Raw genomic sequence first — 22,401 nt, 5'->3', positions numbered from 1 at the left:
AGAGTAATCATGTCAATTGCCGTCGAGCCGAAGAAAGCCTCGGCTACCACGATCATCCCGTTGATGATCGCCCTGCTGGTGGCGGTGTTCGCCTTCCAGCTCAACGCGTCCATGCTCGCGCCCGCTCTGGCCACGATGGAGGTCGAGCTGAGCGCGACCCCCGCCCAGATCGGCATGACCCAGACCGCGTTCTTCACCGCGGCCGCGCTGTTTTCCCTGTTCCTCCCACGCTGGGGTGATCTGATTGGTCGGCGCAAGGTGCTGATCGGCATGATGATCGTCACCGGCATCGGTTGCCTCGTTGCAGCCCTGGCCCCGAATGTGGCGGTGTTGTTCCTTGGTCGTCTGATCCAGGGTGTGGCCGGTCCAACCGTGCCACTGTGTCTGATCATCCTGCGCCAGCATGTGCCCAATGAGAAGCAGTACGCGCTGCTGCTGGGTATTGTCACCTCGGTTAACGGTGGTATCGGTGGCGTGGATGCCATCGCCGGTGGCTGGTTGGCGGAGAACTTCGGTTTCCGTTCCATCTTCTGGGTCATGGCCGTGTTCTGTGTGGTTGCCGCTGTGGCGCTGCCCTTCGGTGTGAAGGAATCCGCCGCCGCGGAAACCCCCAAGATGGACTGGCTGGGCGTGCTGCCGCTGGCGATCTCCATCGGTTCGCTGCTCATGGCGTTCAACGAGGCGGGCAAGCTTGCTGATGCCAACTGGATCCTCGTGGTTGTCCTCTTCATCATCGGCATTGTCGGTGTGATCACCTTCTACAACATTGAAAAGCGCGTGAAGCACCCGCTGGTCAGCGTGGAATACCTTGGCCAGCGCCGTACCTGGGCGTTGCTGCTGACCACCCTGCTCACCATGACCGGTGTGTTCGCCGTGATGAACGGCCTGCTGCCCAACCTGGCGCAGGATACCGCCCACGGTGCCGGTATGTCCGCCGGTGTGGTGTCCTGGTGGACACTGACCCCCTATGCCCTGGCAGGTCTGGTCTTCGGACCGATCGCCGGTGCCCTGGCGGGTAAATTCGGCTACAAGATCATCCTGCAGATCGGCATTGTCTCCACCATCGTCGGTGTCGCCGGTGCCACCTTCCTGGTGGGCAGCACCTCGTCCCTGGCCTACCTGGGAATCTCCATCTTCGTCGGTATCACCTATGCAGGTATTGCCAACATCATGCTCAACGGCCTGGGTATTGTGCTCTCCCCTGCCGATAACCAGGGTTACCTGCCCGGCATGAACGCCGGTGCCTTCAACCTCGGCGCCGGCATCTCCTTTGCCATCCTCTTCGCTGTGGCCACCGGCTTCGGGGACACAGACGGCGGTTATGCCGCCGGCATGTGGGCCGGAGTGGTCATCCTGGTCCTGGCGTTTGGGTGTTCCCTCATGATCCCGCGCCCGGAGTCCATCACCGATACGGTGGCAGCCAGGAACCTGGCCCAAGAAACCGCCCCCGTCACCAACTAACCCCTCACTTAGGAGACCACTGCTATGACCACCAAAATCATCCTTGACTGCGATCCCGGCCACGATGACGCCGTAGCCATGCTGCTGGCCGCCGGTAACCCGGAGATCGACCTGATCGGCATCACCACCGTGGGCGGCAACCACACCCTGGACAAGGTCACCCACAATGCACAGGTGGTGGCCACCATCGCAGGGATCGAAGCCCCGATCTACCGCGGTGTCACCCGCCCGCTGGTCCGCCCCGTTGAGGTCGCCGAGGATATCCACGGCGATACCGGTATGGAGATCCACAACTACGAACTCCCCGAGCCCACCCGTCAGGTACAGGACACCCATGCGGTTGATTTCATCATCGACACCATCATGTCGCATGAGCCCGGCACCATTGCCCTCGTACCGACTGGCCCGCTGACCAATATCGCCCTGGCGGTGCGCAAGGAGCCACGCATTGCGGAACGCGTGAAGGAAGTGGTGCTCATGGGTGGTGGCTACCACGTGGGCAACTGGACGGCCGTGGCGGAATTCAACATCAAGATCGACCCGGAGGCCGCCCACATCGTGTTCAACGAGGCGTGGCCACTGACCATGGTGGGCCTGGATCTCACCCACCAGGCACTGGCCACTCCCGAGGTGGAGGCACAGCTTTCCGCACTGGGCACCGATGTGGCCGACTTCGTGGTCGCACTCTTTGATGCCTTCCGCAAGAACTACCAGGACGCCCAGGGCTTTGATAACCCACCGGTCCATGATCCCTGCGCCGTTGCCTACCTGATCGATCCCACCGTGTTCACCACCCGCAAGGCGCCCCTTGACGTGGAACTTAGCGGTGGCCTGACCACCGGCATGACCGTGGCTGATTTCCGTGCCCCAGCCCCAGAGGACTGCACCACGCAGGTGGCTGTGGATCTGGACTTTGACAAGTTCTGGGGTCTGGTCGTGGACGCCGTCAAGCGCATCGGCTAGATCTTGCCTGGCTATGCCCCCGATACACCACTGTGCTGGTGTGTCGGGGGCAGACCTTTTTTGTTCACCGATATGGTCAGGGATGAACAATCCTCAAGGTTTGACCTGTCACTGAAACGAGACACTGTCCATGGCATCCCTCAACACCACCGCCGCCTCCCGCGCCGCGTTCCAGATCGCCACTGCCCTGGGCGCGCTCGTCCTGATCGGCGTGATCATCTGGATTGATGTGTCCACCACCATCTGGCAGGACATGGTCATCCTCGCCGGTTTAGCCGCCGGTCTGGTCTCCTTCCTGCTCACCACCGTCTTTGTCAACCGGTTCCTCCAACGCCAACTGGAGGCGCGCTGGGCGCCGGTCACGCACATGGCGCTGACCTCAATCCTGCACGAGCTTGCCGACGAAAACCGCAGCGACCTCTCCCGTGGTGAGATCACGCCCCGCACGTTGAATTTTCCTGAAAGCTCCACTACCGAGACCCTCCGTGTGGACCTGGATCAGCTGCGCACCCAAGTGTTGAAAGAACGCAACCACCTCAGTGGAGTGCTGGGCACGTGGTCGAATTTTCTCACCTCCACCGTGGATAACACCGATATTCTGCGTTCGGCTGCGGAACTGGCCCTCCAACTGGATCAGGTGCGTGACTGCGCACTGGATGTGGAGCGGCATCTGGACTCCGCTGAGCAGGTGAAACAGGGGCTTCATGAACTGGAAGCGCACATTGATACCTGCAATCAACACCACGCCACCTTGATCAATGATCTCCGCATCAGAAAGAGCGCGAATGCTGCCCAGCGGGCACAGATCGTTGCCAAGAGTTGAGGATCTACCTAGGGTGGGCGCATGGCTGACACACAGAAGTACACAGTTTCCCGAACAATCAACGCCCCGGTGGACAAGGTCTGGGACGTGCTTTCCAACCCGGAGCGCCACAAGGAGTTCGATTCCTCCGGACGCGTGCGTGCCGATGAAAAGTCCAACCGCATCCAGGCCACCGGCGATGTCTTCACCATGAACATGGAAGGCCCCAACGGCGCCTACAAGACCGACAACCACGTGGTCGGTTTCAACGAGCACAAGCTGATCGCCTGGGCCACCGCCCCCACCGGCCAGGAGCCACAGGGCTGGCAGTGGGTCTGGGAGCTCAACTCCGTGGACGCTGGATCCACCGACGTGAGCCTCACCTACGACTGGTCCGGTGTGGAGGAGGAAGCGATGAAGAAGTTCAATCCCCCACTGCTGGAGGAGAAGGAGCTGGAGGATTCCCTGGCCAACCTGGCTGCGGCAGTAGAATAAACTTCAGGCTTTTAACCGGCCCGCCCACTTTCAGTGTGGGTGGGCCGGTTTTTTCACTGTCTAGGTGATCAGCGTGGCCAGCACCGCCGAGCAGGCCATAAGCAGCACGGGGATCTCCGCCATGCCCAGGCGGCGCGCAGTCCATGTGGCACCTCTTTGCGAAGCCATCGGGATGTACATGGATCGCCACAGCGCCACCAACAGGGTCCCCACCATGAGGATGCCCGCCACCCAACCCACGCCCAGGGCGACCGCCACCACCCACACCGCCAACACCGCTGCCACATGATAGGTGATGGAGCCCGCCAGATAACGGGGGTTGTTGCGTTCGCGGATCATGGACTTGACAAAGGGAATGGTTCCGGAGAAATACACCGCGAGGAAAATCATCGCGGCCCACCCCTGTACTCCCGCGTCCCCGGTGGCTGAGCCCACAGATGTCAGTGCCGGGTAGAGCAACGCCGAGGCCACCGTGGTGGACACACCGGACACCGTGGATCTGCTTCTACCCTTGATCGTTTCCCACACTGCGATGGCCACCAAAGGGGTAAACGGGATAGCCCACCACATCAGGTCCGGTTGAAGCGCCAGTGCGGCACCGATACCCACCAGGGAGATGGCCCCATAGACATAGACGGGTGTGAGGTATTTGGCGCGGCGCCGTGGGTTTCGGGCACGTGCGGCCAATCCGAAGGCGAAGAAGGCGAAATAGCCGAAGAACCAGGCCACCAGCACAGCCAGCAGCACACCGAGGCGGGATAGCGGTGCATCAGTGCGCAGCAGCATGACCACCCCGGAGATCAGACCCAGCACCGCCGGACTGATGAGCATCGCCCACGCTCCGTGCTGGTTGGGCACCCAGGGGGAAATGCCTTTCCTGCCGCGGGGTTTGCGCTGCGCTGCCTTCTTCACCGGTGTGGTCATACCAGTAACCCTATATCAAACTAAAGTTTGATCCCAGGCGGTCTGGCTAAACCTGTTTGGTGAGTTCGCTCTCCAGGTGCTGCTGCATGGGCTCCCCCACCGCGGCCATATCGAAACGGGTACGCAACCCGGCGCGATCCGCGGTGAAGGTATAGGTGCGCGCAGTCTGCTCCACGGCCTTCGCGCTGCCGGAGTTGACCACGGTGGAGGTGGTGAACTCGAAGTGGAGCAGGTAATCCTCCTCGCGTGCTGTTCCCTCCAGGAGTTCTGTCTGTCCGGTGGGTTGGGCAAGGATGAATTCGAGTTTGCCAAAACCCACTGGGCGGAGGAACCCGAGTTCGGTGTGCATGGGCCCGTTCTCACCCATGGTCTTCTGCTCATAGCGGAGGAAGGGTTTGCCCGGGATGGTGGAGAAGATCAGGGTTTCATGGAAGGCGAAGCTGTTGATTGTCGGGTAGTGGCCCCGACCGGTTCCGGTCCAGGTGCCGATGAGGAATTCGTAGGGTGCAAGGTTGGGGTGGAGGTCCATGCCCTTAATCCTAAGGAAGAAAGTATAAGAGGGTCCGGCAAGCGTTGACGCTCCTGGCGACAGAGGCTACGTCCGGCCCCTCACCGCTTTACGCTCCTAGCGTGAGAGGCGGCATAAGATTTAAGATACCATCGCATCCAGGCGTTTCAAGCCTTACCTTGATGAATGCGATGGCAAAAGTGAGAGAGCATGGGCTCGGTCGGGGAAACTAGGGGGTGGCGTCGACAAGCATCCTTTTATAGGCGCACCCAGGCGCCGTCGCGGTATTCGACCAGGCCGAGCTCGGCAAAGGCCGTCAGCCAGCCTTCCATGGGCCAGGTGCCCCAGATGGAGTGGAAGCGGGTGGCGTTGGCCAGGATGTCACCGAGGTGCTCCACGGGTGGGGAGGAAACGGGGTGCCATTGGTGATAGGCGTGGGCTCCGCCGACCCAGCGCAGAGTCTCACCCTGGGCGCGCAGGCGGTAGGCGAAGTCGGTGTCTTCTCCCCCGTAGCCAAAATAGCCTTCGTCGAAGCCTCCGCTGTCACGCCAGGTCTGGGCAGAAAGGGCGAAAGAGAGGGACCAGAAGAGGTTCCACTCCTCATCGGTGCCGCACCTTGTCTGACCTGCAGGTGGGTTGGGCCTGGCCGGGTGGGGGTTGGTCAGTGCCTCCAACTCCTCCAGCTCATAACCGCTTGTACCCGGCGCGTCCAGGTAGGTGACCGGGCCGCAGAGGACATCGCCCGGCCAGTGGTGGGCTGCGTCCACATAATGGGAAACCAGGGACGGCCCGGGGATGCAGTCGGCGTCGAGGAAGATGAGTAACTCAGCACCATTGTCCAGTGCTGTCTGTGCGACCTGGTTGCGGGCGCGGGACAGGTTGTGGTCAGCTCCCAGGTGCCCACGGTAATGAGGGGTGCCCGGAGCCCACTTATTCAGGCCAGCCAGTTGCCTGTCCACATGTGCCTGGCGGTTGTCATCGGCGATGGTGAGCACGGCGTACTTCATTTAGAGGCTCTCCTGGTTGGCCACGTTCTGGATCACAGCGGCGGCGCGTTGGGCGGCCCCGTCGGTCTGCCAGAGGTGCCAGTTCTTCGCCCGCTGTCGTGCCTGATCAAACAGCCCCTCCCATTCGCGTAGTTCGGGGAACTCGGTGGGGACCACGGCGATCCGTGCGCTGTCGAGTGCCGCCGCGGTGGCATCCTGTTCACTGAACGGGCGGGTCTGCGGGAGGATCACCGCGGGGGTGTTCGTCACAGCGAGATCTGCCACGGAGTTCTGCCCTGCGGCCGCGATCACCACTGAGGCATGAAGGAGGTGGGTGGTGGGGTCGTGGATAAGCATGTCTCTGCCCAGCACCGTGGCCGTGGGCCAGGTGCGTTTATCAAAATCATCGGCACCCGCGCCGCGGAGAATGACCACGCCATCACGTTCTGGTGCTGTTGCTGCGGGTGTCAGGCGGGAGATGCCACCGACCATGTGGAGTTTGTCGGCGTGGGTGATCAGGTGTGCCGGCACCGGGATCCAGTCCGGCCAAGCGGCGATGATGGCGCTGGCCTGGCGATAACCGACCTGGTGGGGTTGATCACGGCGGAAACCCGGCATGGCGATGGTGATGACGGGGATGCCCATGAGTCGGACGAAGATGGCGACCTCCACGGAGCAGTCCACATAGAAGGCACGGGGACGGTGCTCATTGATCCAGTTGGCGATGATCGCCAGGCGCTCGGTGTGGCCCGGAACGCCCAGCGGCGCCCAGTGGAGGGTGTCGTTGACCGTGTGGTCACGTGGCGCGGGTGTATCCGGATCAGTGTCCAGCGGCAGGTGGATATCCGCACCGGGTGCAGAGGAGAAGATCACGGCCTGCTCATCCAGGTGGTGTGCGATGGTGCGCACGCGGTGCAGGTGCCCACTTCCGGAGTGGTGGGCATACATTCCGATCATGGCTGAATCTCCTCGTGGGTGTGCATGGTGGCGGTGGGGACAGGGGCGCGTGGTGTGGGCGCCAGCTGGGGTGCTGGCCATGTGGGGGGATGTGCGGGTGGTCCTGCGCATCATGTGGTCCGGCACCCGGGTGGGTGTGGTGGTGGCGACATCGCGGTAGACGGCGAGATAACGGTCGAGGAAGGCATCCAGGCCGTAAGTGCCGCGGGCGTAGCGGGCCACCTCAGCACGGTTAACAGTGGCGGAATCAGCGATGGCCCGGGCCAGCACCTGCACATCACCCGCTGGCACAGAGGGACACGGTGAATGGTCCAAGACATCAGCCAAACCCCCGCGGGCGAAGGCCGCGACCGGGATCCCACAGGCCATGGCTTCAATGGAAACCAACCCGAAGGGCTCATCCCAATCCGGGGTGATCACAGCAACGCGGGAGTGTCGCACCCGCTCCGCCAGTGCGGTGTGGTTGAGGGTGCCGATCCACTCCACATCTTCACCCAGGCGCGGCACGATCTCCTGAGCCCAGTAGATGGGGTTGGCGCGGCGGCCCACGATGGTCAGTGGAATACCGGCGAGACGGCAGGCATCGATGGCCATATGGGGTGCCTTCTCCGGGACGATGCGCCCGAACCAGATGGCACGCTCACCACCCGGTCCCTCACGCCACACGCGCAGATCAGCGGCATTGGGGATCACCCGGGTGTCAGGCAGACCCCAACTATCAGCGGTGGATCTGCTCACGGCGGTGAACACACTGGTGGATTCCGGTGCCACCGCAGCCATCCGCTCCACGGGTGGGCAGTGCAGCGTGGTCACCAGCGGCAGGGCTGTGGTGAGCAACAACTCCGGGTGCAGGCTGTTGTTGTGCACCACATCATAATCACTGGATTCCAGGTGGGCACGCAGTCGGGCGTAGGCGCGATCCTCCAGAGCACAGTGGCCGGGAGGATAGGTGTGATCGGTCTCCTGGGCATCAGTGCAGCGCCAGTCAGGGATGGGGAATTCAAACTCCCGCACATGCCCTTCGGAACCGGCGGCGGCATAGAGATCCACCTCATGGCCCCGGGCACGCAATCCGTTAACCAGGATTCCGCAGTATGCCTCCAGTCCACCGGCATAGGGTTCCGCGATGGGGTGTCTACCCGGCGCGATCACGGCAATTCTCATCGTGCACCTGCACTGTTGAGACTGTTGAGGCTCTTGAGGCTTGTGAGATAGACGCGGCGGTGCTGCGCGCTGACATCAATGATGGGTGGCGTGGGCACCGGTCCCTGGCGCTTCAACTGCTCGACCACCCGCGCGGCATCACGGCCATCGCCGGTGCGGTAGGTGGCCACTCCCGCGTCGCCAGGCATCTGGGAGTCATAACAACCACAATCAGGCACGGCGACACTCACCCCCAGATCACGGCACATCCGTAGCCAGCCGGAATGCGTGCCACGCAGATACGGCAGCACTACCACGGGGTGATGTGCGATCGCCGCATACAGCGTCTGATCATCCATCGGGGCATGGATATGATCGGCAAGGTTCTCCAAGTTCGGTTCTGCGCCGTGGTGGATGTAGAGCTCCGCCCCCAGGTCACGGTAAAACTGCGGATCAGTCACCACATTCGCGCGCACCGACTTCAAAAACACCCCGGCGCGCCCGGTGCCAGGTGTGGTGTGGCCCGCGGTGATCGCCGGGTGCGGCGTCACCTCTGCCCGGCGTCCACACTGCTTATCGACGACCTCCCCAGCCCCTTCAGACAACGTGAACACATGTACCGCCGCATCAATGAGCAGACGCAACTGCCGGTGATAGTCAGTCTGATCCTCCAGGTGGGGATTATCCAGATCATGCACGGTGAGCACCAGGGGGATGCCATTTTCTCTGAGCACCTCCGTGAACAGGGCGGTCTCCTCATAAGTGAGATGTTCGAAACCGAAATGAACATGGACCAGATCAATATCTCTGGGTGTCTCCCACCACTGGGGTGTAAAAGCGGGGTGTGGCCACCACTGACTGGGATCATCCGGGTTGACCACCGGGTCCGGCAGCACCGTGATATCTACCCACCCGCCCTCGGGTTGAAGAGCACGTGGGTAGGGATGACCTGCGGGTATTGCCATAACTCGGGTTGACACAGCACCGCCTTTCTCACTGTGGACTGAAAAAACTCTACGGCCTGTAATATTACCTCTAATGAATATGAGCGCGCTTGATAACTTCGCTGCGGATCCCCGCCGACTGCACTATGGGGAGTTCTATCAGCTCCGCACACCTGTACGACGGGACAATGCACCCACTGTAGTCGTTGTGGGCAACTGCCAGGCGGAATCACTGCGCATCCTCTTAGATTCAACCGGCGCGGTAAACTCCTTCCGGATCCCGGCCATCCACGAATGGACGGCTGAAGATGTGGCGCTGATGGAACACGTGCTGGGTTCAGCGGATGTCCTGGTGATGCAACCGGTGCGCGATGATTACCGCGATCTGCCCTGCGGCACCAACCAATTAGCCTTGCTGCTGCCTGCTCACGGCCGGGTGGTGAGATTTCCCGTGCTGCGTTTCGATGCCCTCATGCCCTACCAGGCGATCATCCGCTCCCCGATTGATCCCTCATTAAATCCCCCGGTGGTGCCCTATCACGATCTACGCACCCTGGCGATAGCTTCCGGGCGGGATGCACTTGGGGTGTCCGTGGAACCAGCAGTGTTCCGGGAGCTAGCTGCGTTAAGTGTGTCTGAGCTGCGTCTTCGGGAACAGGACCATGACACGGTGGTGGTCTCTGACTTCCTTGAAACCTCGCCCGTGTGGCACACCATCAACCACCCGGACAACAGCACCCTGATGTTCCTGGCGCGCCGGGTGTTGGCCGCCATCGGTGTCACTGGTGAGGTACGGGATCCGGGACGTGAGCTCCTGGGTGGTCTGGATGCACCGGTGGATCCTGATGCTGCCCGTGCACTCGGCGTGGAGGTGGCAGGACGTGATTCCTGGTGGCCTGCGCCATCAGAAGATATAGAGCAGGCGCAGCTGGCCTTCTACAGGGAGCATCCAGAGATCGTGTCAGCCGGGTTGAAACGTCATGGGAAACGGTTGGAGATGCTCGGTCTGGTGTAGATCGCGTCACTGTCGGGACTCTGTGACGGGATCTGCACCTGCGGGTTTTTGCTAAACTCGCGGATTCATCATGGAGAAGGGCGATCGCATGAATATCACACACCTGATTGTCGGCCCGCCGGAACACGGTGTCACCAACTATGCCCGCCTGCTCATCAATAATTCCGGCGGTCTGGTGGCAGCGCTTGATGATCCCCTCTCCCCCGGCCCCATCCACATCACCTTCACCGATCACCTCTTCGGCCCCGATCCGGACGCCGCGGTGGATACAGTCCTGCGCGCTGTGGAGGGACATCCCTTCAGCGTCTCCTTCCACGATGTGCCCCAACCCGAGGAAGGTGAGGACCGCTTCCAACGGCGCAGCCGTGCCTACCAGAGGCTTGCTCGGGAAGCCGATCTAGTGGTGACCAACTCCCACCATGAGGCCGCATTCTTCGATGTGGACGCCCATGTCATTCCTCTCCCCCTTCCCCCAGCACCTGAGTATCCAGAACTCCCCACGCCAGAACCCGGGACCGTGGGCGTGCTGGGTTTCATCTACCCCGGCAAGGGACATGAGACCATCGCAGCGGCAGCTGAGACAGTCGGTGGACTTCGGGTCCGTGCCTTGGGCGGCTACTCCCAGGGGCACGAGGACATGGAACTGCCCGGCGTGGAAGTCACGGGATACCTCTCTGAGGCCGATCTCTGGACTGAGATGGCACGCACCGCGATCCCTGTCTGCGCGCACCGGCACTTCTCTGCTTCCGGTTCGTTGATGCACTGGTTGGCGGCAGGCAGGCGGGTTCTGGTCACCGACAGTGATTATTCCCGCGAGGTGGCTGAGCACTTCCCCGAGCAGGTGGTGCTGGTGGATGACTGGCCCACAGCACTCGCCGCCGCAGCGAAGGATGAGAGTTTCTCCGCCCCGGTGGATACCCGTCACACCTGGGGCTGGGCAGAGGTGGCCACCGCCTGGCAGGATCTGTGGATCACCCACTTCGGGCCGTGGCTGCGTGGAAATATCGCACCCCCGGCAGCAGAGACTCCGGTGCCGGTCAGCGTGGTGATCCCCTATTACAACGACATCGATTCCCTGCGCAAAGTGATCACCGGCGTGGAGAACAACGGCCACGGCGCCGAGGTGGAGATCATCATCGCCGATGACGGCTCCACCACCCCACCCGAGGTCACCTCCACCCTGCCCATCACGGTGGTGCGCCAGGAGGACCAGGGCTTCCGCGCCGGAGCTGCCCGAAACCTAGGAGCCCGCGCCGCCTCCCATGAGGTGATGGTGTTCCTCGATGGTGACACCGTGCCCCGCCCCGGTTATCTCACCGCCATGAGCAGGTGGATCGCCGCTGATCCCCGCTGCGTGGTGGTGGGCACACGCCTCCAGGATGGTAAAGAACCACAGTGGCTCAAGGATGCCTGGGACTACACTGATCACCTCCGCCTGGCTGATGACACCTCGTGGCGGTTCATCATCTCCTCAGTGCTGGCAACATCGACAACGTTGTTTCATCAGGTGGGTGGATTCGATGAGACGATGATCGGTTATGGCGGGGAGGACTGGGAGCTCGGCTGGCGTCTGTGGAATGCCGGTGCCATCTTCCTTCACGATCCAGAGGCCATCGCTGATCATCTGGAACCCGACTGGGCTGCACGCGAGGTATCAGAGGCGGACAAACTCGCCGAGAAGAATGCCGAGACCATCGCCCTGGCCTCCCGCATCACCCACCCCATCGCACGCCCGTCCGGGGTGCTGTTTGACCGCCAGGACGTGATCGTCCACCTGCCCGAAGACACCCCGGAACCCGTGGTCAAAGCCTGGTTGGATGCCGGAGATGTGCATGTGGTGGGGCCTTCCTCCCGGCTGTTTCGTGCCGATCCCCGCGTGGGCCCCGGAACCGGACGCATCCGCATCGACCTGGATCAGCCACTGTGCCCACCCGATGACCTCTCCAAGCGTCTACAACGCGTGGATCAGCTCGGTGGCCTGGGGATTCTCCGGCACGATGGCCATGATGTGGGCCGGGTTCGCGCCCAACGCATCACACGCCGCTCCCCCGCGATCATCCACACGAAGATGCGTGACTGGGATGGCCCGCTGCGCCTCGAACAGTGGTTGGCCGGTTGGTGAACCTGCTAGCTCAGCGCGACGTGTGAGCGTGCCTTCCACTCGTGCAACTGCTCACCCTGCTCCTGCCAGTGGGCGTAAAGGCCGGAGACGGTGGCGTCGATAAGCACGGCCTCCAGGCACTGGCGCAGGCGCTCTTTCATCTCCGGGGTCTGGAGGGCCTCCGCGTTGACTACCTGATCGTCTTCTGGTTGCTCGCCGGCGGCCAGGTGCGCAAGGGCAATGATCAGCGCGCCGTGGTCCTTTTCAATAAACCGGTGGCCGGCATCAGGTAAAAGCTCATCCAGGTACAACTCATTGTTGCGCAGGTCTTCGAGGACCTCCTGGGCTTCTTCATTATCAAAAGGGCCGGTGTTCCAGATATCCATGACGGCTACCCTACCGGGAATCTCAGTGTGTCCGCTGGATTTATTCCTCTAGAAGCGCGAAGAAATCTTCTTCAGACAGCACCTGGATGGGTGCGCCTTTCTCATAGAGCTGGGTGGCCTTCTCTAATTTACGGGAGGCCGATGAGCCTTCTTTCCACGTCGTGGGGTTAGGGACACCCACCACTAGAAGGGTGGTTTTGGCTGTTACGTTTTTCGAAGGCGTAGCTCCAACATGCTTGATGAACTCCTCCATGTCCGCCCGCTTCCCCCTCTCCAGAGTCCCGGTGAAACAAATATTTTCGCCCCGAAGCGCGATAGACCCACCGAAACTCTCCACCAACGCCGCCACGCTAGAAGCGTCACTGACCGCTGGCCGCTTCGCCGTCCCTGACCGGCGGTCAGGAGCAAGAAGGGCATCCAGATCCTCAAGAGAAGAATCGCGGTGCATCGCACTGAAAATTCGGCCTGCGGCAATCGCATCGGCCTCCGCGTTGTGGTGGTTAAGCTGCTCCCCAGGGAAGAGGTGCCCGAATACAACATCCAGAGACTTCTTCGGTAGATCAGCATATATACGACGCGCCAACCTGAGGGTGCAATAACGGTGATTGTCCAGAGGCGGGTGCTGATAGAGATCAGCAAGCTGGTTCAATACGGAACCGTCAAAACCAAAATTGTGAGCAACTAACGGTGCATCCCCGACGAAATCTTTCACCTCTCCCACCAGGTCTCCCCACTCCGGGGAATCTTTGACGTCATCCGCACGAATTCCGTGAACCCAGGTATTCGCGGGGTGGAAAAAACGATGCTCCATATGCGGGAGAATGAGGGAATGAAAAGTTTTCTTGATCTCACCATCTTCCCCGAACCTGGCCATGCCAATCGAGCAGGCTGAGGCACGTTTACCATTGGCGGTCTCAAAATCAAGTGCGACAAATGGTTGCATCAGTAGTCCTTCCATGGTGTTTCTGCCCTTAACCTACCACCGTTGATAGCAGATTTAATGACTTCTCAACGTGGGAAGCGCGTGAAGAATTTGCCAGAACAGCTACCCTACCGCGACTAGTTGATGCGGGTGAGGATCTCCGCAATGAGGTTATCGGCCTGCGCGCGCAGGTTTTCCACGGGACCGTTGTTATCGATGACGATGTCGGCTGCCTTGAGGCGGATCTCATCGGGCACCTGCGAGGCGATGCGTCGCCGCACGTCATCCTCGGTCAGACCACGCTTTGCCACGAGCCGGCGGATCCTCTCCTCCACCTCGACATCCACCACCACGACCAGATCCATCTTGCGGTCAAGGCCCTTGTCCACCAGCAGCGGCATATCGTAGACCGCCGCCTTGGTGCCCTTGGCTTCTGCCTCGGCGAACCTGCGGGAGGTCTCCTCCGCGATGCGTGGGTGGGTGATGGAATTGAGCAGGGCGGTCTTCTCAGCATCCACAAAGGCCCTGGCTGCCAGGCCAGGGCGATCCAGTGTGCCGTCAGGTGTGATGATGTCCTCCCCGAACGCCTCGGCAAGCTCCTTGAGAGCGGGCTGGCCGGGTTCAACGATATCGCGGGCGATCTGGTCCGCGTCGATGATGAGGAATCCTTCAGATGACAAAAGATCGGCAACGGTGGACTTACCGCTGCCGATCCCTCCGGTTAATCCAATGCGCAACATGTGCACCAGATTAGTGGTTATTTGTCTGGGATGTGATCTTTATGCAGTCTCGTCTTTCCCAGTGACCGTGATAACGCTGGTTGATGCATCCGCCGTGCTGTTCGGGTGGCCCTCAACGGAACCGAACTTCTTGGCGTTGGACACCACCACCGGGGTGATCAGGGGCAGGTTCTTCGAGCGGATGAACTCAGGATCAAAGGTGATCAGGGTGTCGCCTGCCTTGACCTGCTGCTTGCGCTCCACATGGACCTGGAAACCCTCACCCTCCAGCTGGACGGTGTCCAGGCCGACATGGATGAGCAGTTCCACACCGGATTCCAGACGCAGCGCCACGGCATGGCCGGATTTCTGCACCAGGAGAACAGTGCCATCAGCCGGAGCGACCACCGTGTTGCCGCTGGGTTCAATCGCGATACCGGGGCCCAGTTTGCCGGCGGCGAAGATCGGATCCGGAACCTCGGACAGGGGAACCGCTGTGCCCTGGAGTGGTGCGGTGATCTCTGCGATCTCACCTGGGCCGAGAATCTTCCTGGAGGTGGCGGCAGTGCCTGCTGCGACGGCTCCCGTGGCAGCGGTGGCTGCTGGGGTTGCTGGGCTTGCTGCGCCTGAAGTCGCCGGCGCGTTCGTGGCGGCTGCTGCTGCGGCTGGGGTGCCAGTCTGGCCGGTCTCACCGGTCTCGCCAGCTTCAGCGGCGTTCGCTGCCTCGAGCTGTGCCTTGACTTCCTTGCGCTCCTCATCGGAACGGTAGTCGAAGAAGAGGACCAGGAGCATGGAGGTGAAGAAGGCTGCGGCGATACCGATGGTGTACCCCAACCATGGGTCCATCGCGGGGATGGTCAGCAGGGAGGTGAACACGAAGGCATAGGCCTTGATGTCGAAAATACCCATGACCACACCACCGACGAAACATCCCGGCAGGAGTCGGAAGTAGGTCTTTTTGAAGCGCAGGAGAATACCGTAGAGGGACGGCTCGGAAATGCCACCCAGCAGACCGGCGAGCATACCGCCGAGGGATACCTGGCGCATGGCTTTGTTGCGTTCCCTGATGGCGAGGATGAAGACACCGGTGACCAGGCCGAAACAGGCGAAGTTCCACGCGCCCATGGGGCCCTGGATGAAGTCATAGCCAAGGGTGTTGATGTTCTGGATCATGATGGCATTCAGTGGCCAGTGCAGGCCCAGTGGCACCAGGAACGGGTACAGCAGCGGAATCACGATGGAGAGAATGAACGGGCTGAAGTTGTTGATACCTTCCAGCATGTTCGAAATACCGTTGCCCACGCCGATGCCGAATGGTCCCAGCAGGAAGGCGGTGGCGGGGATCATCACCAGCAGGGAGAAGAACGGCACGAAAACCATCTGAACGGCCTCCGGGATGATCTTCTTCAGCAGCTTCTCCACCCAGAACAGACCCACGGCCGCGATCAGCGGCGGGAAGACCTGACCGGAGTAGTCATTGATCACCATGGGCAGGCCCAGGACGGTGACGGTGTCGCCGGCCGCACCCAGTGCCAGGAACTCAGGGGTGAGCAGTGCTGCCGGGATGGCCGCACCCACCCACTCGTTGGCACCGAGTTTACGGGCAGCGGTGGCACCCACCATGATCGGCAGGAAGTAGAACACCGAGCGCCACATGGCGTGCAGGAACACATAGGTATCCGGCTGTTCATCCATCGGGGCGCGGAAATCCTGGAGGCCGAAGGTATCGGCCAGCACCAGGAGGGTGATGATCAGTGAGGCACCCAGCAGGGCCCAGAGAATCGGGCGGAAGGTGTCAGAGAGGAACTCGAAGGCGTAGTCCACCCGGGAGTACTTGCCACGGACACCACCGTAATCCTTGGAGCCGGAAGCCTTGCCCTCGCCGTCACGCAGACCCTGCATACCGTCAAGTTTGAGCAGTTCCTGATAATAGTTAGCCACTGAGCCGCCCATGACCACCTGCATTCCGGTAGCGCCCTGGGGCACCACCCCGAGGACTGCAGGGTCTGAGTCCAGTGCGGTCTGGTCTACTGCTGCTTGGTCTTTAACCTGGAAACGGAGGCGGGTTGCGCAGTGAGTCATCGAGGTGATGTTCTCCGGCCCACCAAGGTTATCCAGAATATGCTGCGATGTCGTCGTTACTTTAGACGCCATGTCCAACCTTTCTGAACGCACGGTCACCGGTGATGTTTGTCCACACCGGTTCCCGCGACAAGACGGGGGCTGAGTTGAACCGGGGGTCGGCCCATCAGCGCCTACCGGCTATCCCGGGTGGAGTGATATCACGTGGTGAGGTGATAACCGGCGAAGGGCAGAGAATCGATTGCACACTACCGGCAGGTGGTCATATCTTTACCGGTTAAGTTGTGCAGGTACTCCAGTGATCCGCGCGGCCACCCACTCCCCGGATCACTGTGATGCAGCACACCCATGCCCGAATTAGTGGTAAGTCTCCCCCAGCTTAAAGCCGAATCAAACAAGAAACAAGCCCGGTATTAGGCAAATAATCACAACATCAAAAATAGCAATGTCCGTGCACGCCCGTTTATACCTTTTAACTTATGACAACCGGTGTTTACTACAGTTAAAGCTTGATATGACCAGTGCACGTTAATGCAGGGGTCACCGGACAGACAAAAACGCCCTGCCATGCAAGTACCGGAACACGTTAATGTTCCAGCACGCATGACAGGGCGTCTTGCGGAGCAATCGTCAGACGTTCACACCGTCAACGTCAGTGTGAAAGCCCAGCGAAAGGGTGCAGGTGATATTAGTTACCTGCGAGCTTCTCGCGGAGAGCAGCGAGCTGCTCGTCGGAAGCCAGGGAGCCACCGGTCTCTTCGACAGCTGCGGATGATGGAGCTGCATCCTCAGACTCGGAGGAGTAGTTGCCGGCCGGAGCCTCTGCAGCTGCCTCTTCCGCCTGCTGACGACGACGCTCAATCTGAGCGGTGTGGGTCTGGAAGCGACGCTCGGACTCAGCGTAACGAGCCTCCCAAGCCTGACGCTGCTCATCGAAGCCTTCGAGCCATTCGTTGGTCTCGGCGTCGAAGCCCTCAGGGAAGATGTAGTTACCCTGATCGTCGTAGGAGTCAGCCATTCCGTACTTGGATGGGTCAAACTCCTCGGTGTAGTCCTCGTCAGCCTGCTTGAGGGACAGGGAGATACGACGACGCTCGAGATCGATGTCGATGACCTTGACCATGACCTCTTCGCCAACTGCGACAACCTGGTCCGGAACCTCGACGTGGCGCTGAGCCAGCTCGGAGATGTGGACGAGGCCCTCGATGCCCTCTTCGACGCGAACGAACGCACCGAATGGGACCAGCTTGGTGACCTTGCCTGGAACGATCTGGCCCACAGCGTGAGTGCGGGCGAAGACGCGCCATGGGTCTTCCTGGGTGGCCTTCAGGGACAGGGAGACGCGCTCGCGGTCGAGATCAACGTCGAGAACCTCAACGGTGACTTCGTCGCCAACGGTGACAACCTCAGATGGGTGGTCGATGTGCTTCCAGGAGAGCTCGGAAACGTGGACCAGTCCGTCGACACCGCCGAGATCGACGAATGCGCCGAAGTTGACGATGGAAGAGACGACGCCCTTGCGGACCTGGCCCTTCTGGAGCTGGTGCAGGAACTCGGAGCGGACCTCAGACTGGGTCTGCTCGAGGAATGCACGGCGGGACAGAACGACGTTGTTGCGGTTCTTGTCCAGCTCGATGATCTTGGCTTCGAGCTCCTGGCCGATGTACGGATCCAGGTCGCGGACGCGACGCATCTCAACGAGGGATGCAGGCAGGAAGCCACGCAGGCCGATGTCCAGGATGAGGCCGCCCTTGACGACCTCGATGACGGTACCGGTAACCGGCTCGTCCTTCTCCTTGAGCTCCTCGATGGCGCCCCATGCACGCTCGTACTGTGCGCGCTTCTTGGAGAGGATCAGACGACCTTCCTTGTCCTCCTTGGTGAGAACAAGTGCGTCGATCTGATCGCCGACCTGGACGACCTCATCAGGGTCAACATCGTGCTTGATGGAAAGTTCACGTGAAGGAATGACACCTTCAGTCTTGTAGCCGATGTCGAGGAGAACCTCGTCGTGATCGACCTTTACCACGGTACCTTCAACAATATCGCCATCATTGAAGTACTTGATGGTTGCATCGATTGCTGCAAGGAAATCCTCAGCGGAGCCAATGTCGTTGATGGCTACCTGAGGTGCGTTGTTGGTGGGCATATGTAAATTGCTCCGAAATGGATAGGAAATTGAGTTTGGACAGGAATGCGATGTCTCCCAAAACTGCACTACACTGAGGGTTTTGATCACACGAAACAACCCGGGATGTTTTCCTATAAGAACACCCCGGAACTGATCGCAGCGACATGCCTGTCCAACACTACTGCGTTTATGCAGCTAGAGCAAATAGTATTCGTCCAATCCCACTATTCTGACACAGGAGTAATTATTGTGACTGAAGTTCCCCCAATTGGTTCACATATCTCTGATTTTTCCTCCGCCAACCGCCTGTGGTGGGACCTGGATGCTGATGATTATCACGCCCGCCACCCCGATTATCTGGGCGCCCACTCCCCTCACGGTGAGTTCTACTGGTGCCCCGAGATGCTCCACGAAAAGGATCAGCGGTTACTCGGCCAACCTGAAGAGCTCGCGGGCAAGAACATCCTGGAATTGGGTTGCGGTTCCGCGCCCTGCGCCCGGTGGCTCGCCCACGATGTCCCGGATGCGTTTGTCACGGGTTTCGACATCTCCCTGGGCATGCTGCGCCACGCCGGCGACAACCACAACGCCCACCTGGTCCAGGCCGATGCCGCCGCACTCCCCTACGCCGACAACTCCTTTGACGTGGTCTTCTCGGTGTTCGGCGCGATCCCCTTCGTGGAGGATTCGGCGGCACTGATGAAGGACATCGCCCGCATTCTGCGCCCCGGCGGCCGCCTGGTTTTCTCCATCACGCACCCCATGCGCTGGATCTTCCTCGACGACCCCGGCCCCGCAGGCCTGACGGCCATCACCAGCTACTTCGATCAAACCGGCTACATAGAAGAGGACGAGGCGACGGGCGAGGTCACCTACGCCGAACAGCACCGCACGCTGGGCGCGCGGATCGGAGAGCTTATCGACGCCGGCTTCACCCTCACCTCCCTCATCGAACCGGAGTGGCCTGAGGATCTCACCGAAACCTGGGGACAGTGGTCACCCCTGCGGGGACAGTTGTTTCCGGGCAGTGCGCTTTTCGTCGCAAAGCGCTAGTGCGCGGCCGTATCCCAATCGCCGCCGCTGCCGGCGGAGACCTCGAGTGGCACCAACAGTGAGATGGCGCTGTCCATCTCGCGCTCGACGATCTCCCGGACCTGCTCCAACTCGCCGGGGGCGATCTCGACCACGAGCTCATCGTGGACCTGGAGCAGCACCCGCGAGGTCACGTTCGCGGCCTCAAGTTCGCGGTCAACGCGGATCATGGCCACCTTGATGATGTCCGCGGCTGTGCCCTGGATCGGCGCGTTGAGGGCAGCGCGCTCAGCGTTCTCGCGGGCCACCCGGTTATCGGAGGTGAGCTCAGGCAGGTAGCGGCGGCGACCAAACAACGTCTCGGTATAACCGGTCTTGCGGGACTGCTCGACCACCTCAGCCAGGTAGCGTTTGACACCGCCGAAGCGCTCGAAGTAGTTCTCCATGATCGCCTTCGCCTCGCCTGCCGGGATGCCCAGCTGCTGGGAGAGGCCGAACGCTGAGAGCCCGTAGACCAGGCCGTAGGACATGGCCTTGACGCGGCGGCGCAGCTCCGGGGTGACGCCGTCGATCGGCACGTCGAAAACCTTGGAGCCGACGTAATTGTGCAGGTCCTCGCCCTGCTGATACGCATCAATCAGACCCGGGTCCTGGGAGAGGTGCGCCATCACACGCATCTCGATCTGGGAATAGTCAGCGGTGAGGAGGGTCTCAAAACCCTCGCCCACCACGAAACCGGAACGGATCTTGCGCCCGGCCTCGGTGCGCACGGGGATGTTCTGCAGGTTGGGGTCGGTGGAGGAAAGCCTGCCGGTGGACGCCACGGTCTGGTTGAAGGTGGTGTGGATCCGACCATCGGAACCCACCTCACGGATCAGACCCTCCAGGGTGGTTTTCATCTTCTGGTACTGGCGGTGTGCCAGGAGGTGATCCAGGAACGGGTGTGGACTCTTCACAGCCAGCGCCTCGATCTCAGCGGCGGCGGTGGAATAACCGGTCTTGGTCTTCTTGGTCTTGGGCATGCCGAAGGTCTCGAAAAGCACGACCTGCAGCTGCTTCGGGCTGGAGAGGTTGAGGCTCGGATCGCCGGCGAGTTCACGCGCTGCCTCCTCCTCATTCCTGACCTGATCAATGAAGGTCTCCAGCTGGTCTTCCAGCGTCTGCACGTTCACCGCGATGCCGATGGATTCCATACGTGCCAGAATGCTCAACAACGGAATCTCAAGGTCACGGTAGAGCTCGAAAGCATTGATCTCCTGGAGCTGACGGGTCAGTTCCTCAGACAGCTCAAAGATGGCCACGGCTTCATCCACCAGCGCCTGGGTGTCACCGGCGTCCAGGAGGGTGAGCTGGCGGCTGTCATTGTCCGCGGATTTCAGTTGACGCTGCAGGTGACGCTGGTAGACATCAGCCAACTCATAGGTGCGCTGACCTGGACGCAAGAGATAAGCAGCGATCGCGGTGTCATGCTCGATGCCCTTGAGCTCGAAACCGCGGCCAGCGAGCATGTGGAAGGCGGCCTTCGCGCCGTGAAGGAGCTTCGGGGCGCGGTCATCAGCGAGCCACTGCGCAAGTGCACGTTCGGCTTCCGGGGTGATATCGGCGAGGTCTGCAACCACAGCATGTCGGTGGGTATCCACAATGGCCACCGAGTGCGCGTCACCTGTTGCAGGGGTACCCACACCCGTGATGGCAAGGGCCAGTACTTGATCCTTGCGAGTTTCCAGCCATTCATCGAGGTGCTGGGTATCCACGATCACCTCATCCTGCGGGGTGATTTCCACTGCCGGGAGCTCCCCCTCGGTTTTCACCGCGGCCAGCACCCGCTCACGCAGGTTGGAGCCGAATTCCAGGGTGTCGAACTCCGCTGCCACCTCTGCAACACTTGCGGGCTGCATCTCCATATCCGTGGGTCCGAGCGGCAGATCCATATCCTTGATCATCTCGGTGAGCGTGCGGTTCATCTTCACCTGATCAAGACGCTCCCGGAAGTTATCACCGACCTTGCCCTTGATCTTTTCGGCATTCTCCAGGAGGTTATCCAGGGAGCCATACTCCGTGATCCACTTGGTGGCGGTCTTCTCCCCCACACCCGGGATATTGGGGAGGTTATCGGAAGGGTCTCCACGCAGCGCCGCAAAGTCCGGGTACTGCTGCGGGGTCAGTCCGTACTTCTCCTCCACCGCCTCCGGGGTGAAACGGTGCAGCACAGAGACACCACGCATCGGATACAACACGGTGGTGGTGTCATTGACCAGCTGGAAGGAATCACGGTCACCCGTGACAATGAGGGTGTCAAAACCCAGCGGCTTCGCCTGAACGGCCAGCGTGGCGATGACATCATCCGCCTCGAAGTCCTCCATCTCAATGGTGGAGATGCCGAGAGTTTTCAGCACACCCTTGAGAATCTCCACCTGCCCCTTGAACTCAGGCGGCGTTGCCTCACGCTGCGCCTTATACGCCGGAAACAGATCCGTCCGGAACGTCTTGCGCCCCACATCGAAGGCCACCGCCACATGGGAGGGCTGGTGCTCCTTGAGCAGCGTGGCCAGCATCGAGAGAAAGCCATACACCGCATTCGTGTTCTGACCACCGGTGGTGGAGAAATTCTCCGCGGGAAGCGCGAAGAAAGCACGAAAAGCCATCGAGTGGCCATCGATGAGCATCAGGGTCTGGTCGGTCAGGTCAGTCTTCTCAGTCACGCAGTCGAGTCTAGGCCAGAGTGTTTTCAGGTGGCACATGCGCATCGTCCGAGCCTTGACTTGTTGCTTAACCAACCCCCTGTTTTCCTACTTTTTGCGACGTAGTCTAATATTGCTTTAGCACTGCA

18 protein-coding genes are annotated in these 22,401 nt (G+C 60.8%); 7 read left to right on the top strand and 11 right to left on the bottom strand.

The features are described 5' to 3' along the window. Nucleotides 1-9: 9 nt before the first annotated feature. The 4 genes from uriT (at nt 10) to CFAEC_RS06375 (ending at nt 3,721) form a co-directional block, all read left to right on the top strand. Nucleotides 10-1,461, top strand: a complete 1,452-nt coding sequence (uriT, locus tag CFAEC_RS06390) for a uridine transporter UriT (protein WP_290279682.1) — start codon at nt 10-12, stop codon at nt 1,459-1,461. A 24-nt stretch (nt 1,462-1,485) separates the two neighbouring features. Further along, on the top strand, nt 1,486-2,424 hold the full coding sequence (gene uriH, locus CFAEC_RS06385; RefSeq protein ID WP_290279681.1) for a uridine-preferring nucleoside hydrolase UriH: 939 nt from the start codon (nt 1,486-1,488) through the stop codon (nt 2,422-2,424). Between the two features lie 130 nt (nt 2,425-2,554). Beyond that, the gene (locus CFAEC_RS06380) at nt 2,555-3,247 is read left to right on the top strand and encodes a hypothetical protein (protein WP_290279680.1); all 693 of its coding nucleotides are present in this window, start codon (nt 2,555-2,557) and stop codon (nt 3,245-3,247) included. 21 nt (nt 3,248-3,268) lie between these two features. Continuing rightward, nucleotides 3,269-3,721: an SRPBCC family protein gene (locus tag CFAEC_RS06375; RefSeq protein ID WP_290279679.1), complete on the top strand. Its 453-nt coding sequence runs from the start codon at nt 3,269-3,271 to the stop codon at nt 3,719-3,721. A gap of 60 nt (nt 3,722-3,781) precedes the next feature. Here CFAEC_RS06375 and CFAEC_RS06370 read toward each other — a convergent pair whose 3' ends face one another. The 5 genes from CFAEC_RS06370 to CFAEC_RS06350 form a co-directional block, all read right to left on the bottom strand. Beyond that, nucleotides 3,782-4,645: a YwiC-like family protein gene (locus CFAEC_RS06370; protein ID WP_290279678.1), complete on the bottom strand. Its 864-nt coding sequence runs from the start codon at nt 4,643-4,645 to the stop codon at nt 3,782-3,784. A gap of 46 nt (nt 4,646-4,691) precedes the next feature. Next, nucleotides 4,692-5,174 carry a heme-binding beta-barrel domain-containing protein gene (locus tag CFAEC_RS06365; protein ID WP_290279677.1) on the bottom strand — a complete coding sequence of 161 codons (483 nt, stop codon included), beginning with the start codon at nt 5,172-5,174 and terminating at the stop codon, nt 4,692-4,694. Between the two features lie 236 nt (nt 5,175-5,410). Further along, the gene (locus CFAEC_RS06360; RefSeq protein WP_290279676.1) at nt 5,411-6,160 is read right to left on the bottom strand and encodes a glycosyltransferase family 2 protein; all 750 of its coding nucleotides are present in this window, start codon (nt 6,158-6,160) and stop codon (nt 5,411-5,413) included. Beyond that, nucleotides 6,161-8,260, bottom strand: coding sequence for a glycosyltransferase family 4 protein (locus tag CFAEC_RS06355; protein ID WP_290279675.1), 2,100 nt, complete (start codon nt 8,258-8,260; stop codon nt 6,161-6,163). It abuts the gene before it with no gap. Further along, nucleotides 8,257-9,219: a glycosyltransferase gene (locus CFAEC_RS06350; RefSeq protein WP_290279674.1), complete on the bottom strand. Its 963-nt coding sequence runs from the start codon at nt 9,217-9,219 to the stop codon at nt 8,257-8,259. Before CFAEC_RS06350 ends, CFAEC_RS06355 begins: the two co-directional genes overlap by 4 nt. Nucleotides 9,220-9,277: 58 nt before the next feature. Between CFAEC_RS06350 and CFAEC_RS06345 the strand changes: the two genes are divergently transcribed. Further along, nucleotides 9,278-10,198 carry a WcbI family polysaccharide biosynthesis putative acetyltransferase gene (locus tag CFAEC_RS06345; protein ID WP_290279673.1) on the top strand — a complete coding sequence of 307 codons (921 nt, stop codon included), beginning with the start codon at nt 9,278-9,280 and terminating at the stop codon, nt 10,196-10,198. Nucleotides 10,199-10,286: 88 nt separating this feature from the next. After that, nucleotides 10,287-12,320: a glycosyltransferase gene (locus CFAEC_RS06340; protein WP_290279672.1), complete on the top strand. Its 2,034-nt coding sequence runs from the start codon at nt 10,287-10,289 to the stop codon at nt 12,318-12,320. 5 nt (nt 12,321-12,325) lie between these two features. Here the strand turns inward: CFAEC_RS06340 and CFAEC_RS06335 are convergent, their stop codons facing one another. The 5 genes from CFAEC_RS06335 to rpsA all read right to left on the bottom strand — a co-directional run bounded on the left by CFAEC_RS06335 (nt 12,326) and on the right by rpsA (nt 18,557). After that, nucleotides 12,326-12,685: a DUF4259 domain-containing protein gene (locus CFAEC_RS06335; RefSeq protein WP_290279671.1), complete on the bottom strand. Its 360-nt coding sequence runs from the start codon at nt 12,683-12,685 to the stop codon at nt 12,326-12,328. Between the two features lie 40 nt (nt 12,686-12,725). Further along, nucleotides 12,726-13,628 (bottom strand): exonuclease domain-containing protein, encoded by a 903-nt coding sequence (locus tag CFAEC_RS06330; RefSeq protein WP_290279670.1) that lies wholly within the window; start codon nt 13,626-13,628, stop codon nt 12,726-12,728. Nucleotides 13,629-13,744: 116 nt separating this feature from the next. Then, nucleotides 13,745-14,347, bottom strand: a complete 603-nt coding sequence (coaE, locus tag CFAEC_RS06325) for a dephospho-CoA kinase (protein WP_290279669.1) — start codon at nt 14,345-14,347, stop codon at nt 13,745-13,747. A gap of 39 nt (nt 14,348-14,386) precedes the next feature. Next, nucleotides 14,387-16,480 (bottom strand): glucose PTS transporter subunit IIA, encoded by a 2,094-nt coding sequence (locus CFAEC_RS06320; protein WP_290279668.1) that lies wholly within the window; start codon nt 16,478-16,480, stop codon nt 14,387-14,389. A 616-nt stretch (nt 16,481-17,096) separates the two neighbouring features. Then, nucleotides 17,097-18,557: a 30S ribosomal protein S1 gene (rpsA, locus tag CFAEC_RS06315; protein WP_290279667.1), complete on the bottom strand. Its 1,461-nt coding sequence runs from the start codon at nt 18,555-18,557 to the stop codon at nt 17,097-17,099. Between the two features lie 261 nt (nt 18,558-18,818). Between rpsA and CFAEC_RS06310 the strand changes: the two genes are divergently transcribed. Beyond that, complete coding sequence (locus CFAEC_RS06310; protein WP_290279821.1) at nt 18,819-19,592, top strand: class I SAM-dependent methyltransferase; 774 nt, start codon at nt 18,819-18,821, stop codon at nt 19,590-19,592. Here CFAEC_RS06310 and polA read toward each other — a convergent pair. Continuing rightward, a complete protein-coding gene (gene polA, locus CFAEC_RS06305) occupies nt 19,589-22,237 on the bottom strand; it encodes a DNA polymerase I (protein ID WP_290279820.1) in 2,649 nt (882 codons plus the stop codon). The two genes, CFAEC_RS06310 and polA, sit on opposite strands and share 4 nt — an antisense overlap. Nucleotides 22,238-22,401 lie beyond the last annotated feature (164 nt).

The sequence above is a fragment of the Corynebacterium faecale genome (assembly GCF_030408735.1).
In the GTDB taxonomy this organism is placed as follows: Bacteria; Actinomycetota; Actinomycetes; order Mycobacteriales; family Mycobacteriaceae; genus Corynebacterium; species Corynebacterium faecale.
This window is presented reverse-complemented; position numbering and strand designations above follow the sequence as displayed.